Here is a 12,658-nt window from a genome sequence, read left to right on the forward strand (position 1 = left end):
GTTGTTTGCAGTTAACTGCTTGGAGCGATTCTCACCACTCACTCTTCTCCCAAGCCTCATCCCCCATTGGCTGGAATACATCTCGCATAAATTCTTTAGTGAACAGGTCCATCGCGAACGCCAGCCCATTGGCACCGCTGACCTCCCTGTAGAGCGGCGACTTCTCCAACCCCTCGTCCTTCAATCGGACCAACACCTGTAGGGTGATCGCCATCAACGCCTGGGCGGTGGGGTAGGCTGCGGTTTCTCCGTCCGCGCCCCGCAGGGTGCGCAGAAACTCATGGATCGCCTTCTCGCCCTGCCCCTCCATGGCCAGCAGTAACTGATACAGGTGCTCGAATGCAGGGTCCGGACGCTTGCTGTCCGGGGTCGGTACCTGAGCAGCCAACATCCGCGATTCCAGGCTCTGGACCGGGGTATGCGCGTCGCGATCCGGTGGGCTGTAAGTGTTCTTGGGTTCAATCTTCAACATGCACCTCCTGCGCCACGGTTGCCGTGGCCTCGGCGACAAAGCTTGCGTACAAATCCGTCAGTGCCTGGAGAGACGCCTCGTCCAAGACCCGGACCGACGCCGGCAACTGGGCGATGCTCGCCAACAATCGCGGTTCCAACCGTTCCCGAGTCGCTTCAACATCGAACTCCAACAGTTGGTCCGCCAGGCGCAGCACATAGCGCTCTTGTGGGTGATATTCCAGGATCAGCTCGCCAGGCCATCGCGTGCGCAAGCGCTCGCGCCATTCATGGCCGCATGCCCGGCAATGCAGCGGCAATAACACCTGCAGCACCGCACCCGCACTCCCGGATTGCCCGGCCAGCCAGCGCTCCAGCATTTCGTCCAGCCATTGCGGGTTGCTCAAGGCTTGCCCGAGCAAATCACGGGCAGCCCGGGCAAGGTCGTTGCGCAATTGCAATCCCAGGGTTTGCGAGGTCCGCAAGCTGTCCACCAGCTCTCCGGTCACCCGCAGGAAACCTGTGGCGTAGCCTTGTTGAAACGCGTGCCCCTGAATTGCCTCAGCATCGCGGTGTGCCTGCTCGACACACTCGCGGGCCCGGCGCTGGGCCTCGAGTTGCAGACGTCGACGGCGGCGTGCGGCTGCGATGTCCTCGCGCACCAGGTGCACGTCTGCACCAACGGGCAGGTCAGCCAGGGATCGGATCGAGTCGAGCATGCTGCACCGCCAGGAAGAAAAGCGTCGGGTCAGGTTCAGGGACCGGCCATTGCCGGTGCAAGCCCACGACCGGTTCGGAAAATTGCAAAGCCAGGCAGTCCAGCAGCCACGGTGGAACCTGCTTGTGCCACCCCCACAGTGCATTGAGACCGGCCGCCTCGACCTGCGCCATCGATACCGGCAAGCCCTCGACCGGCAGGCCGCCGCGAGTCCCCAGGCGATAGCCGGCGAACCGACGCGCCGACGCCGGCAGGCGCCGCAATGCCGCGCCCCGTGCAAGCGCAGGCAATAGCCGATAAGCGCCCATCAACAAGGCGATAGAGGGCAGTTGCCGCCAATGGCGAATCCATTGTTTCGCCACGCCGCCCAGCGCTGTCGAAGGCAACGCCCCTGGCAGCGCCAGCCCTTCGCGCACCATGCGGTTGAGCAGGCTGCGTGCCTCGGTGCCCTCGAACTCCGGCGGGATCACCAGGCGCTGCGGGTGCAGGTAAGCCAATGGTTCGGCGAGGATGCGCCGCAGGCATTCAACGTCCGACATCACGCCGCCTCACGCCCGCAAAGAGATAAAGCCAGGCACCACCACCGGCCACCAGCAATCCGCCCATCACCCCCACCAGCCACGGCCAGGGCGAATAGCCTCGGGTGGTGCCGAGCCGCGACGGCCCGACGTGCTGGGTCGGCGAGCGCCTGGACAGCACCACCGAGACGTTCTCGTACTCCACCGCCGCGAAACTGTTCTTGAGAAAGCGCTTGATATCGGTAATCAGCAATTGCGGTTCGACATCGCGTTCATGCAACACCATCGCCGAGAGGTGGATAGGAGGCGACTTGCGCCCGCCCTCGCCGGCATCCACGTCATAACTGACATGCACCCGGGCCGACACCACGCCTTCGAGCACCGCCAGCGACTGTTCGATGCGTTGCTCCAGCGCCGAATACAAGCGAGCCTTTTCCGCCCGGGGCGAGGCTACCAGGGAATCGGCGGGGAACATCTCGGCCACTTGCAGGCGTGGGCGGGACGGTAATGAATAAAGGTTGAGCAAATCGACGGCGGCGGAAAAATCCGGCTGATCGATCCTCACCGCATAGCCGGCTTTACCGGCGTCGACTTTCACCGCCGCGATGTTGTTGCGTTGCAAGACGGAAAGCACTTCATTGGCCTGCTGCTGATCCAGCCCCTCCAGCAGGGTCGGCTGGCGGCAACCCGACAACGCCAGGCACAACAACAGTAGCGCCACGCCCGGTTTCATGACGCGCGCAACAGGGTTTCTGCCGTGCCCACCGCTTTGCGCACCAGCACGTTGAGCAAGTTGATGTCCACGTTGTATTGCCCCGTCAGCTCCTGCAATTGGGCCAATACTTCAGGGTTGCTGATATCTGGACGCTGCAACAGCTGATTGATGGTCGAGACCTCTTGTGCGCTGTCTACCGCCGAACCGGCAAATGCCTCGATCAAGCGCGACTCAAGTGAAACCACCGGGCCTTCCTGCGGCCCGCGCAGCTCACTGAAGGCTGGGCCGTGAATAAGCGAAGGGGAAACAATATTGATGGACATACGATGCACTCAGGAAAACGGCCACCGCCACGAACGATGGCCAGTCGAAGAAAACCAGCGTCAGCGAGCCGCCTGGATGATCGCCATGTCGATATCCTTGAAGCCCTTGATCGTGTTGGTCTGGGCGTTGCGGAAAACCGTGTACGACGAAAACGCCGTTTGATAGGCCGCCAACAGCCCCGGGTCAGAGGCGTCTTTTTTCAGATCATCAAGCGCCTTATCCAGGGCGTCCTTGAGCTTCGCTGCGCCTAGCTCAAACGCGGCGGCTTGCTCGCCAAGAAAGTCATCGGGAAATGTGATGGGTAAACCGATACCAGCCATTGCTCACCTACTGTGTCTGTTTGGAAAAAAACCAGGACGAAGCACTCGTCTTGACGTAGCCCTGCGGGCCGGTTTGAAACGACTTGCCCTTGAGCGCGTCGTCCTTGAGCGCGACGGTGAAGTGCACATAGCGATCACCCCACCGCCGGTAAAAATCGTCGACGTACTGGCTCGTCGCAGCCAACTCGGCATCCTGCAAGTTGCCCTCGACGGCGAACGTGACACTGTCCTCGTGCTCGATCCGGCTGAAGGGCAATGCCAGGCGTTGCAAACCGCCCTGCGCCAGGTCCGCGAGCAACTTGTCATCCTGTATCTGCACCACAACGTCGTCAGCGTAAGGCGCCGCCGCGAGCAGCGTATCGAGCAGCCGTGCCTGCTTGTCGGGCGTGACCACATTGCGTTGCCCGCTCAGTAGCAGGCGTGGCGTCGACGGGTCCCTCATGTCCAGGAAATGCCAGGCCAGTTGCGGATCCTGGTCGACCAGCACCTGCTCCAGCCGACGGCGCTCCTGGTCCCTCATCAGCACCTTGCCGCTCAGGGCGTTGTGGCGTGTCAGCACCTGGCGGCTCCAGCCGGCATCGCGCTCGGAATCCACAAAGACATAGACCGCATGATCGCGCCCCGCCAGCACCTGAACCTGGGCACTGGCACCGGTAATCAGCGCACGAATATCGGTTTCAGGCTTGGGCTGCGGCATCGACCAAAGCCCCAGCATGGCAGCCAGCACAACCAGTGCCAGGGCAGCTGCGCCCCATCGCATCCAAGGTGCACGCCCACTCACGAACGTGGCGGCTTCGGATGGGGTGTCGGATCCTTGGCCAAGGCAATCGGGGGCCCAGGGTTGATATTCAGGACGCAAGGCAATTTGCAGGCTGCCGATCTGCACCCTGGCCTGAAAGGCACAGTGGCGTATCTCCACCGATTCGCCGAGCAGCCGCAGCGGCAAACCGTCTGCGGTGGCTTGGTCGGCGAGTACCTCGAAATTGCAGCCACCGGCCTCCAGCGGAACGAAGAGGGTCTGCGCCGGAATGCTGGCAGAACCTGCATCGCCGCCAAGCAGATCCATAGCCCCCACCACGAACAGGGTGGTGCCTTCACTCAGCAGGAATTCACAGCCCTGCAACGGACCATTGAGTATCCGCAGAACACAAGGCTGTAGCGTAGGGGCCGTCGGGACTGTCACCGTCCGAACTCCAGGGCAATCAAATGAACCGTCATGGTAGGCACCCGGCAAACTGGCTTCCTGATCGAAATCTGTTGGCTGCGCCGCGCAAGAGATCAGAATCCCCCAGCAAGCCCCTCGCCACAGAGGGGCTCGACGGGATCATCCATCCGCCGCCTCGGCTACAGGTCGCCCCCGCTGGCCCTGGATGAGCACTTGATAGCGCTGCCAGACCTTGCGCGCATAACGCAGTCGTGCCGCCTGGCGATGAGGTGAGTTGCCCGCGTTGTAAGCGCCGACCGCCGTCCAGTTGTAACCGTAGCGGGCGATGAACCCGGCCAGCACTGATGCGCCGACTTCCACCGACAGGCACGGTTCATCCAGCAGGCGCTGTTCGGTAATGCCGCGGGCACTCAGGTCGGGCAGATGGATGCTGTTGATCTGCATCAGCCCGATGTCGCGGGTGCCGTTGCGGTTGTGGTTGATTGCATCGGGCCGCAGTCCGGACTCGACATCGGCGATGGCGCGCAGCAGTTCGGGTTCGATGGCATGCAATTGCCCCGCCTTGCTCCAGCACCAGGCGTGCGCCTGGGCCATGCCAAGTCCCAAACCGAGACACACCGGCACGCACGACCACTTTCTTGCGCCTCGCTTCATGCCAGGCGCCTCTCACCGATCCACGCCAGCTGTTCATGGATGCGCATTCGCAGGATCTGCGCGCGAACACACCCCGGATCGTGCGCCAGGCACTGGTCGATCAACTGCGCGGCCTGTTCGTTGCGTCGCCAGAACCAGTGATGCCAGGCATGGAAATACAACACGTCGGCCGGGTCGCCCGACAGCAGGCAACGCCGGAACAACACCTGGGCAGCTTGCTCGCAGCCGCGCAAACTGGTGAGCAACGCCAGCCGGGTCAACGCCGGGACACTACCGGGGTCCAGCGCCAACGCGCTGGAAACCGCCGAATAAGCTTCTTCGATTGCCCGCTCCGGCTCCCCCAGGCCCATCATCGCCTGCCCCAGCCAGACATCGGCCAACCCCCACCAGGGCGGCGCGTACCCGGCGTCGAGTTTCAAACACTGGCGGAACAGCACAAGGGCGTCGCGCAGGCTTTGCACCGTGTGCTGCTGCACACTGCACAGCCCATTGAGATACGCCACCGCCACCGCATAAGACCCACAGCGTTCACCCACCGGCCGCAGCCCCGGAACACGCTGCGCCACCAGACACGTCAACGCGCCCAGCGCCTCCCCGGGGTCACAGGCATCCAACGTTTGCCCATGCACCAGGGCCTGGTCGCGACCACGGATCAACTCCACCGACCACTGCCGCTGCTCGCCCGAACCGATGAAACGCCCGCTCAGGCAATAATCCGCCGCCAACCGCCCGGCCAACGAACGCACGTCATCCACTGCACCACTGGCCGCGATCAGCCCCGAGGGAATGACATGCAACGCCTCGCCGAACGCCGTGGTCAATTGGCGGATGATCAGGTCCTGCAGATCCAGCGCGGCAACCTCGTCCAGGTGACGAAAAGGCAACACCGCCAACGAAGGCGCCGCCGCCCGCGCCTGGCCTGGCACGTCGAGTTCGACCACGACGCCGGTGAAGCGATAACCCTGGCCGTACACCGTCGCAATGTAGCCCTTGTTGTCCTTGAACAACTTGCGCAAGGCGTAAATACAGCGGGTCAATGACTCCTCCGCAGCGTCCATCCGGGGCCAGACCTGGTCCAGCAGGTAATCCTTGCTGACCACCGTACCCGCCGACTGCAACAACAGGCGCAACACGTGCAGCTCTTTGGGGGGGACATGAACTCCTTGTCCATCTCGCATCAGCGTTCCATCGCTTTGCAATAGCCAGTGGTCAAAAACGAATGACTTCACCAGCGGATGATCAGTTGCACTGTCCATACTCTGAGACTTCTCTATAGAAAGTTACTGAAGCGCAATTGAGCCTGCCGGGTGGGCAGGCTCGGGATGGCGAGGTGCGTGACTATAGGAAGATGTGTGGGGGGATTCCGTAGGTAGATGCGCCCACCACCCAAAGAAAACACGACAGATATTGTAGGAAAACAAACCATTAAAAAATGCCTTACAACCAAGCTGCAAGGCATTTATTCAACCATCAAAATTTTCTACAACCATTTTTTATATCGATTAAAACTTTCTCCATCCACCCATAAACCAAAAACTATAGTTCCCCATCCAAAGACCTCAAGCCACTTATAGGTACAGTGACATATTTTTGAACCCCAGCCTTTAGTGCGCCCGAATCTATCAGCGCATCCAATGATCGATCACGATCAAGACCCCCGACCTCCGATTTTACGAAGGTAATAGAGTAGGTTCTTTCGGCTTTCGAACTGATAGCTGTAGAGCTAACGGGGGTTAACCCTGCTTTTTGAGCCATGTCCAATAAATTTGTTCTGGAGAAATAGTTAGCCGGCGTTTCCTTTTCAACATACGCGTTGTACCGCGCCTCAAGCTCATCACCTGACATGTCAGGATCACGATGAAGATCCGAATATATTTCAGTCACCATATGCATTAAATCAAGCTCCGCACTACCTAGCGCGCTGCTATGTTCAGAAACGGTTAATACACCACCTTCATTTAAAAGACTGGCCGTCTGTATAAGACTTTGCTGCTGCACTTCCGGACTTGGAAAGTGGTGCAGAGAATGTTGATACATAACACAATCAAAGCCAATCCCATCCAACAGCGGATTACTGCCACTTTCGCCAGACACTCTGCCGGACGCCATGTTACTGCCGTTGTAGTAAATAGTCTTGACGGACGGATTTCTATCATTAGGAGCGGCAACAACCTCATGACTGTTATGATCCCAGCTGACTGCGGTTTCCACCTCAAGCACGTAAGGATGTACAGGAGAGTTAAGGTAATCCGCAACATGGGAAGCAACATACGACGTTAGCTTCCCATCATTACCACCGACGTCCAGCAACCGAATGAACTCGGCCCCTTGGCCAAGCTTGTGGTTAGCTTCCATTATCATCCTGGCAATACTTTGCCCTTTCGAACTCAAATGGTCTGCAGCCACCGAGGCATTTTCAACTTTACTGGACGCATTTAAACCATGATACCAATCACGAATCACATCCAAAAAAACTCGATTATGAATTTGTTCCCCATCGCCTCTCACGACCGCCATAAGCCTAGCCAGCAGCTGATCTTTATGCTCCGACTTTATTGACCAATCATTATTGTCAGAGTGATATGTAACTATTTGCTTTACATCACTCTCCCTTTCAATTCGCGCGCCATGCAAACGCAAAAAATCCCCTATAAAAAACTCACTCCTTACATCAAGCCGCTCATATGAACCCGGCTCAACACTAGGCTTCATCGCCAACGAAAAACTGCGATCATAAGTGATAACAGTTGGTGAATTCAAACTGGCACTCGCAACCATAACAAACCTTAATTTTCCATATAACACTATAAAACAGCATCCGCTCAGACCCAAAAATTCGGCCAACCCAAGCATCAACAACTCAACTTACAGAAAAATCTGTTTAGCCATCCATTGCCCAAGGGTATCCACAATCTATTATTCAGACCATATACTTGCACCTTTCGACCAAACGACAAACATCTCCAACAGTGCTGCACAGCTCCACATCTGCATCCGGCAAATCCACTTCAAACTTTTCATTCAACGCCAAAACAATCTCCACCAAACTCATGGAATCCACATATAGGTCCTCCACCAATCGCGATTCAGATTCAATTTCTCGACACCACACAGGACAAAAACCTCTCAAGATCGTTACCACTTGAGACTGAATTTCACCCTCAGCTTTCGACTGCTCAGACATTTTTTATACCATTGAAAAATCCATTTGCTGACGACCGTAGCAAACTTCAAACTTCCTTCTTCCTGAACCGCAAGGCTTTCTTCAATTAGCGCTTTAAAAACTCAACATCGCCCGCAACATATCCGCAAACTGATTCAAATGCGCCGACAGCGTCTTATTGAAATTGTCATGATATGAATTGGCATTCGAATACTTCTGCGTCAACGACTGCAGCATGTTTTTCAGGCGCTCTTCCTGCGCGTTGAAACCGGTTTGCCATTGGTTGTACTTGGCGGTATCCCACGTCACCGTGCCGCCCGCAGGCAGGCTGTCTTTCATGATGGTGAGCGGCCCGAGGTCGATGACGACGCACCAAGTGCCGTCGTCATTTTGTTTGAGGCAACTTGCAGGCAGGCCCAAGGCTTCGCGCCATTCCTCGGCGTCTTCCTTGCTGGCACCTCCTTCTTCGGAGGTTGGAAAGAGCACAGATGCCGGGTTGGGATGTTTATATCTGTCGATTAGGCTGGTCAGTGCGGCACGCAGGGCGCTGACGCTTATCTTGACCTCTTTACCGTCGTTCGCACCCTCGATCCAATCTTTCATCTGCGCGGTGATTTCAGCATTGAAAGCGGCGAAGAAGTCGGAATAGGCCGCGATGATGTGTTCGTAAACGCCGAGGTAGCCGTTCTTGATCAGTTCGATCAGTTCAAGGAGCTTTTCGAAGAAGTCGTTCGAGGCATTGATCGTCGCATCCAACGCCTCCGCGATTTCGAGGGGTTTGTTCTCTTCCGGATGTGCTTTGAGCGCCAGCAGGATTTGGCTTTGTGCGTCAGCGATCTTCTGGCGCTGCTTTTCGTCCAGTCGGCCGGTTTCCAGGCTGTGGGCCATCACGGCGCAACACTGGCGCACCTGTATGGCCCACATTTGCGCTCGGTCACGTTTGACATGAAGCTGTTCGGCAAACTCCACAACGGACTGCTGCGCCGTCGCCTCGGTGGCCATGGCGCCCAGTAGCTTGTCGGTGACTGGCGAGCATTTGAGCAGATGGCCGAGGCTACGGTTCATAACGTTCATCGATCTGTCCAGCAGTTGCGCCAGGGAGCTGACGGTTTGAACCTCAACTTCCAGGTCAGGAGGCGACGCTGTGTCGGTCACGGCCTCCAGGTTCGGCCGCGACACAACGGGTAAACGGGCAAATTGGGTGATTTCCATAGGTCTTGTCTCCTCAAGCCGTCACGGCGCGAATAACGTCACTGCGCGATTGCAAAAGCTGCATCACCATGTCCATCAGTTTTTGCAGCAACGCCGCCTCGGCCGCGTCTTTCTGGGCGATTTCATCGGCCAGGCTCTTCTGACTGCTCTGCGCACTTTGCTGCAACACTTCTTTCTCGCGCGCCGCGTGCTCGGTCATGCGCACCATGTTCGACACCACCTGGCTCAGGCTCATCGACATGGCGTTGAGGGCGCGGCCGATTTCCAGTTTCTTTTCGATACCCTTGCTGCCCATTTGGCTCAGCCAGTCACTGGTTTGGCCGACCTTCTGGACCTTGAGGATCTCGCCGTCGAACCAGGCTTGTTCCTGGGCCGTCAGCGTCGTGTCCTTGGGTTTGAAATGGGCTGTCGTCGGGCGGCCGAAATCATCGAGTGTGTTGATTTTGTAGGTGGTTTGCGGATCCCAATGCTCACGCTGACGCTCCACCTTGAGGTCGCGTTCCAGGTTGCCGGCGTCCAGGGCGTTACGTTTATGCAGGTTGATGTCGGCGTGCTTCAACCCTTGGCCCTGAAAGGTCTTGAGCATGGCGAATCCAGCGATGGCACCGGACACCACGGCCCCGGTGATCGCGCTGTGCAGCGCCGCCTTGCCGGACTCGACAATGGCCGCGCCCTGGGCCTTGGCCGCCTCGGAGGCCATGACGCTGAAGTGACCGCGCAGTTGCGCGTTGGTCACTCGTGCGACATTCAGTGCAATGATCACGGCCACCAGGACATTCGCGTGTTTTTCCCAGGCGCCGGGGTCGAATTTCAGTTCGTTGCGCGCTTCGTCGCTGAGCATCATCGAAGCGGCCATGAAGTCTTGCCAATCCGCCTCGGTGAGCGAATAAGCGTCGATGGCCCTTTCCAGCTCTGCCGCCGAAGGCACCGTGGCACCGGAATGATCGAGGACCTGTCTGGCGACGGCCTCCGCGAACACCGACGAGCCAGAGAACGGCTTGAGATGTTTCGAATTCTGTTCCTGGGCGACCAGCTCGCTCATCCCTGTATCAAGGGTGAGGACATGCCTGTTCGTCGTGTCGATAGCGTTCATCGTAGTTCCCTGTATCCGTGATGTTCAAACGTGCCGAGCCATTTGCAGGCTGACGGAATGACTGCGTTGCAGATCGGCGAAGAGCTGTTCGATCTGTCGGGTTCTGTGCTGCATGGACTGGCCGTAGTCCTCGACCAGTTGAGTGAGGTATCGGGTGATTTCTTCAATGATCGCCCTGCTGACCTGCGCGTCGGCCAAGTGCTCGGCCGCCTTGGCCTGATGCCTGCTGCCCTGGATTTGCAGCCCGCCTTGCACGGCCACGTTGCCAAGCTCGGTGACGGCTTGGGCGATCTCCAGATTGGCGGCGTAGCGGGCCAGCGATACGGCATCGGCGCCGTTGGTCACAAACCCTCGCAACTGGGTGAGCGCCTGGGTCAGGGTCTTGCCGACCGATGCGGCAACCTGCTTCGCGGCTTGCATCGCGACCGGCGCCGCCTGAGCCGCCACCGACGCCAGCTTCGACGCAATGGCACTGATGATCGGTCCGATCACCGATACCCCGACAATAACCACCAAGGCGATGGCCGCCAGCGTCGAAATAACCCCTTGGATGATGCCAGCGATCTGCGCAATGTCCTTGGCCGTTTCAGGATCGACACCGAGGTCTAGCAATAGCTGGGTGTAGATCTCGGTGAACAGCTTGATGGCCTTCTGCATGACCTCGGTCAGCGGCTTCATGGCTTGAGCCATGAACGACACGCCGGTTTTTTCCTCGACCACCGCATCGGCAATCATCACCCCCGCCCCAATCACGCCCACCACGATCAGCACCGGGTTGGCGGTCAGCACCCCAGCGACGATAGTGGCAGCGCTCAAGACCGCACCGATGATCTTGCCAATACAGCCCATGGTCTTCTGCAGCGCCTCGGCCTTGCGCACCTCTTCCAGGTATTTGTCCGACTCACGCTTCATGTGCTCCTGAAGCTTGGCCTGCAACTCCTGGAACAGCGCCTGGCTGAGTTCTTCCTTGTTCTGCGCCGCCTCGCCGAGCAGCTCGATGATCTTCAGGCGATTGAGCAACGCCAACGCGCTGCTGCTGAGGGCTTTTTCGTCGGTTTCCTTATTGACGGGGCCAGGGGTGCCAGACACCACCACTTTGGCGACCACTGCATTCAGGTTTTTGGCAATGGTATTGGCGCTCTCGACCAGCTTCAGATGAGCATCGGTCGCAGCGTTAAAGGCTTGGGTGTGGCTCGCCAGCTCGCCCTTGAGCTGATCGCGACGAGCCAGTTCCTCGGCGTATTCGGCAGACTCCGGGTCCAGTTGCGCCAGCCGGGCCTCGCTTTCAGCCAACAACCCTTGGAAATGCAGGACCCGCTCTTGCAATTGCTCAAGCCGTTCCTGGCTGCTGCCGACGTCCCCCTCGGCGTCCGCCATGGCCTGGACGGCGGCGGCGTATTCGGCCGAAAGGTTTTCGAGCCCCTGCTGCCGGGCACCGGCCATGCTCTGTAGCATCGCCAGGCGGTTCTTCAGCTTGTTGACGTCGACCTCACCGATCAGCTCGCTGATCATCGCCATTAACAGCGTAAACATGTCGCCGCTGGTGTCCTGTTTGTTGCCATCGGCCCGCGCAAGGGGCACGTGCAGCACGGGGCGGCCAGTACTGGCGGTGGACGGACCCGCGTGACTTTCATATTGCACCGACATCAGGTCCGCCAGGGCTTTGCGACCGGCCTCCTGATAGTCCTTGGTCCTGGCGGCCTTGCTGGCCGCCGGGCCATATTTTTCAAAGGCCTCGGTGCGGCTCATTCCCCCTTGGAACAGAGCGCCGCGGATATTTCCAATGTCAGTCATGTTCAGTCCTCCGAACAATGCAGTTCCATGTCGACCAGGGTGTCGAGATACACCTTGGCTTGCTCGCGCAGATCGTCTTCCGTGGCTTGCTCAAGCACATACTCGAAACACAACCTGGCCTTGCCAACCTTGCCCAGGGCCAGGTGACACTGGCCGGTGTAGAGCATCGGTCGGTAGTCGTTCTTGCCTTGGGCGAAGGCGATCGCATACAGGTCGATGGCCTTCTGGTGGTTTTGCTTGTGCTGGTGCACGGCCGCCAGTCCCATCCAGTAATGGCTGTTGTAAAAGTCGTAGATGCACAGGAAATGAAAGAACTTCTCGGCATCGTCCAGCCGCCCCTGTTCGTAGAACTGGAAGGCGAAGGCATAGAGGCTGGCCATGTGCTCGTCGCTGAGGCCTTGCACGTCTTTCAACGCCGCGCCACCGAGCACCGCATCCACGACTTGCAGGGCCACCTGCTCGTCTTGTTTGTTGTCGCGACTCATCGGCCACACTCCTGAAAAAACGCCAGCGTTGCTGACGGGTGCATTGA

15 protein-coding genes are annotated in these 12,658 nt (G+C 58.5%); all 15 read right to left on the reverse strand.

Annotated elements, in window-relative coordinates; genetic code table 11:
- Nucleotides 1-31: 31 nt before the first annotated feature.
- A complete protein-coding gene (locus N4Q37_RS02380) occupies nt 32-472 on the reverse strand; it encodes a hypothetical protein (protein WP_260955008.1) in 441 nt (146 codons plus the stop codon).
- Nucleotides 459-1,169 (reverse strand): oxygen-regulated invasion protein OrgB, encoded by a 711-nt coding sequence (locus N4Q37_RS02385; protein WP_260955009.1) that lies wholly within the window; start codon nt 1,167-1,169, stop codon nt 459-461. Before N4Q37_RS02385 ends, N4Q37_RS02380 begins: the two co-directional genes overlap by 14 nt.
- Nucleotides 1,141-1,707 carry a secretion system protein gene (locus tag N4Q37_RS02390; protein ID WP_260955010.1) on the reverse strand — a complete coding sequence of 189 codons (567 nt, stop codon included), beginning with the start codon at nt 1,705-1,707 and terminating at the stop codon, nt 1,141-1,143. The genes N4Q37_RS02385 and N4Q37_RS02390 overlap by 29 nt, the downstream gene beginning before the upstream one ends.
- Nucleotides 1,694-2,419 carry an EscJ/YscJ/HrcJ family type III secretion inner membrane ring protein gene (locus N4Q37_RS02395; protein ID WP_260955011.1) on the reverse strand — a complete coding sequence of 242 codons (726 nt, stop codon included), beginning with the start codon at nt 2,417-2,419 and terminating at the stop codon, nt 1,694-1,696. Before N4Q37_RS02395 ends, N4Q37_RS02390 begins: the two co-directional genes overlap by 14 nt.
- A complete protein-coding gene (gene sctI, locus N4Q37_RS02400; protein ID WP_260955012.1) occupies nt 2,416-2,724 on the reverse strand; it encodes a type III secretion system inner rod subunit SctI in 309 nt (102 codons plus the stop codon). The genes N4Q37_RS02395 and sctI overlap by 4 nt, the downstream gene beginning before the upstream one ends.
- A 60-nt stretch (nt 2,725-2,784) precedes the next feature.
- Nucleotides 2,785-3,045, reverse strand: a complete 261-nt coding sequence (gene sctF, locus N4Q37_RS02405; RefSeq protein ID WP_260955013.1) for a type III secretion system needle filament subunit SctF — start codon at nt 3,043-3,045, stop codon at nt 2,785-2,787.
- Nucleotides 3,046-3,052: 7 nt separating this feature from the next.
- Nucleotides 3,053-4,228, reverse strand: a complete 1,176-nt coding sequence (locus N4Q37_RS02410) for a PrgH/EprH family type III secretion apparatus protein (RefSeq protein WP_260955015.1) — start codon at nt 4,226-4,228, stop codon at nt 3,053-3,055.
- 141 nt (nt 4,229-4,369) lie between these two features.
- Nucleotides 4,370-4,804 carry a transglycosylase SLT domain-containing protein gene (locus tag N4Q37_RS02415; RefSeq protein WP_260955016.1) on the reverse strand — a complete coding sequence of 145 codons (435 nt, stop codon included), beginning with the start codon at nt 4,802-4,804 and terminating at the stop codon, nt 4,370-4,372.
- 56 nt (nt 4,805-4,860) lie between these two features.
- Nucleotides 4,861-6,120 carry a winged helix-turn-helix domain-containing protein gene (locus tag N4Q37_RS02420; RefSeq protein ID WP_260955017.1) on the reverse strand — a complete coding sequence of 420 codons (1,260 nt, stop codon included), beginning with the start codon at nt 6,118-6,120 and terminating at the stop codon, nt 4,861-4,863.
- 280 nt (nt 6,121-6,400) lie between these two features.
- A complete protein-coding gene (locus N4Q37_RS02425) occupies nt 6,401-7,717 on the reverse strand; it encodes a class I SAM-dependent methyltransferase (protein ID WP_260955018.1) in 1,317 nt (438 codons plus the stop codon).
- Between the two features lie 67 nt (nt 7,718-7,784).
- On the reverse strand, nt 7,785-8,048 hold the full coding sequence (locus N4Q37_RS02430; RefSeq protein WP_260955019.1) for an acyl carrier protein: 264 nt from the start codon (nt 8,046-8,048) through the stop codon (nt 7,785-7,787).
- A 93-nt stretch (nt 8,049-8,141) separates the two neighbouring features.
- Nucleotides 8,142-9,239, reverse strand: a complete 1,098-nt coding sequence (locus tag N4Q37_RS02435; protein ID WP_260955020.1) for an IpaD/SipD/SspD family type III secretion system needle tip protein — start codon at nt 9,237-9,239, stop codon at nt 8,142-8,144.
- A 13-nt stretch (nt 9,240-9,252) separates the two neighbouring features.
- Nucleotides 9,253-10,281, reverse strand: a complete 1,029-nt coding sequence (locus N4Q37_RS02440) for a cell invasion protein (RefSeq protein WP_313958308.1) — start codon at nt 10,279-10,281, stop codon at nt 9,253-9,255.
- 75 nt (nt 10,282-10,356) lie between these two features.
- Nucleotides 10,357-12,126: a type III secretion system translocon subunit SctE gene (gene sctE, locus N4Q37_RS02445; RefSeq protein WP_260955022.1), complete on the reverse strand. Its 1,770-nt coding sequence runs from the start codon at nt 12,124-12,126 to the stop codon at nt 10,357-10,359.
- A 2-nt stretch (nt 12,127-12,128) separates the two neighbouring features.
- Nucleotides 12,129-12,611 carry a type III secretion system translocator chaperone SicA gene (sicA, locus tag N4Q37_RS02450; RefSeq protein ID WP_260955023.1) on the reverse strand — a complete coding sequence of 161 codons (483 nt, stop codon included), beginning with the start codon at nt 12,609-12,611 and terminating at the stop codon, nt 12,129-12,131.
- Nucleotides 12,612-12,658: the final 47 nt, after the last annotated feature.

The organism is Pseudomonas citri (genome assembly GCF_025336485.1).
In the GTDB taxonomy this organism is placed as follows: domain Bacteria; phylum Pseudomonadota; class Gammaproteobacteria; order Pseudomonadales; family Pseudomonadaceae; genus Aquipseudomonas; species Aquipseudomonas citri.

Bases quoted from the DNA above. Each gene is read 5' to 3' on its own strand.
- N4Q37_RS02380 (WP_260955008.1), bottom strand. From the start codon at position 472: ATGTTGAAGATTGAACCCAAGAACACTTACAGCCCACCGGATCGCGAC.
- N4Q37_RS02385 (WP_260955009.1), bottom strand. From the start codon at position 1,169: ATGCTCGACTCGATCCGATCCCTGGCTGACCTGCCCGTTGGTGCAGAC.
- N4Q37_RS02390 (WP_260955010.1), bottom strand. From the start codon at position 1,707: ATGTCGGACGTTGAATGCCTGCGGCGCATCCTCGCCGAACCATTGGCT.
- N4Q37_RS02395 (WP_260955011.1), bottom strand. From the start codon at position 2,419: ATGAAACCGGGCGTGGCGCTACTGTTGTTGTGCCTGGCGTTGTCGGGT.
- sctI (WP_260955012.1), bottom strand. From the start codon at position 2,724: ATGTCCATCAATATTGTTTCCCCTTCGCTTATTCACGGCCCAGCCTTC.
- sctF (WP_260955013.1), bottom strand. From the start codon at position 3,045: ATGGCTGGTATCGGTTTACCCATCACATTTCCCGATGACTTTCTTGGC.
- N4Q37_RS02415 (WP_260955016.1), bottom strand. From the start codon at position 4,804: ATGGCCCAGGCGCACGCCTGGTGCTGGAGCAAGGCGGGGCAATTGCAT.
- N4Q37_RS02420 (WP_260955017.1), bottom strand. From the start codon at position 6,120: ATGGACAGTGCAACTGATCATCCGCTGGTGAAGTCATTCGTTTTTGAC.
- N4Q37_RS02425 (WP_260955018.1), bottom strand. From the start codon at position 7,717: ATGCTTGGGTTGGCCGAATTTTTGGGTCTGAGCGGATGCTGTTTTATA.
- N4Q37_RS02430 (WP_260955019.1), bottom strand. From the start codon at position 8,048: ATGTCTGAGCAGTCGAAAGCTGAGGGTGAAATTCAGTCTCAAGTGGTA.
- N4Q37_RS02435 (WP_260955020.1), bottom strand. From the start codon at position 9,239: ATGGAAATCACCCAATTTGCCCGTTTACCCGTTGTGTCGCGGCCGAAC.
- N4Q37_RS02440 (WP_313958308.1), bottom strand. From the start codon at position 10,281: ATGAGCGAGCTGGTCGCCCAGGAACAGAATTCGAAACATCTCAAGCCG.
- sctE (WP_260955022.1), bottom strand. From the start codon at position 12,126: ATGACTGACATTGGAAATATCCGCGGCGCTCTGTTCCAAGGGGGAATG.
- sicA (WP_260955023.1), bottom strand. From the start codon at position 12,611: ATGAGTCGCGACAACAAACAAGACGAGCAGGTGGCCCTGCAAGTCGTG.